Here is a 1,156-nt window from a genome sequence, read left to right as displayed (position 1 = left end):
GGTGGAGTGGCTGAAGACGCTGGGTTTGGCCCCGACTCAGGTGACCGAGTTGATGTGGAAGCTGCGGCAAAGGGGAGAAACCATGGCAACCAACATTTTGGCATTGGATGAGGCGGTAAATGAAATCTCCGGCTTATTGGAGAGATTGCGTGCTTCCAGTAACGGCGGCCTTCCCGGAAAGGCGGGGCGGAGTGTATAATCTGGGTGTCTATGTGCACCGGTCATCACCTGTGCACCGGCTTGATCCCCGGGTCAAGATTATAGCGGTAATAGTTTTCAGTATTATCATCCTGCAGGCCGATGTCATTAGTTTATTGGCTGCAACCGGTTTAGCCCTGGCCATATCCGGACTGGCACGCATACCGGTAAGGACATTACTGGCTGCTTTGCATCCGGTACTGCCTTTCTTTTTCTTTTTATTCCTGATGTATGTTTTTTTTACACCGGCAGCGGGTAAACGGTTGCTTGATTGGGGCGTAATTCAGATTGGCTATCAAGGTGTGGCGGTAGGTTTATTACAGACAGGAAGATTTATTCTGCTGGTAATAATTGCCTCCATCCTGACTATGACCACCTCATCCTCCGAGATTACCATAGGGTTGGAACGTTTGCTGCGTCCGCTTAAAATTATACGAATATCATCCCACGATATCGCGCTGATGGTAGCTCTGGCCTTAAGATTTATTCCTACCTTGCTGCAGGAAATGAACAGTATTAAGGAAGCTCAACTGGCGCGGGGGGCGAACTTTAAAACGGGTGCCATAAGGGGGAGAATGCGGGCTGCCATGCATTTGATAGAACCTTTGACCTTAAGCATCTTCCGGCACTGTGATGAACTGGTGGATGCTATGGAAGCCCGGGGATACCGGCAGGGAGAAAGGACTTATCTGCGGGAACCGGTATTCAGCCGGGCGGATTACTGCGTAACAGGTATTATGATCATAATAGTAATAACTATGCTGGTATGGTAGAAACACGGGGACGGTTCTTTGTTCTGATCTAGAACCGTCCCCATACCCGACTTACATGTAATTAACTTTTTCCTATAATTAAGCAGTAATTTTGCGAATGTCATCCTGAGGCAAAGCTGAAGGATCTTAAGATTCTTCGCCAAGGCTCAGAATTATTACGCGGTCGCACCACAATAAACGAATAG

The 1,156-nt window shown here is 48.2% G+C and carries 1 protein-coding gene and 1 pseudogene; both read left to right on the top strand.

Annotated features, from left to right (window positions below; translation table 11 throughout):
- Nucleotides 1-199: pseudogene (locus tag B3W37_RS14315) on the top strand (energy-coupling factor transporter ATPase); the annotation flags it as partial.
- On the top strand, nucleotides 192-971 hold the full coding sequence (locus tag B3W37_RS14310) for an energy-coupling factor transporter transmembrane component T family protein (RefSeq protein WP_483176201.1): 780 nt from the start codon (nucleotides 192-194) through the stop codon (nucleotides 969-971). The pseudogene B3W37_RS14315 and the gene B3W37_RS14310, both read left to right, overlap by 8 nt.
- Nucleotides 972-1,156 lie beyond the last annotated feature (185 nt).

The organism is Syntrophomonas sp. UBA5494 (assembly GCF_002426325.1).
The sequence above is the reverse complement of the archived record's forward strand: the minus strand, read 5'-3'. Positions and strand labels throughout refer to the sequence as shown.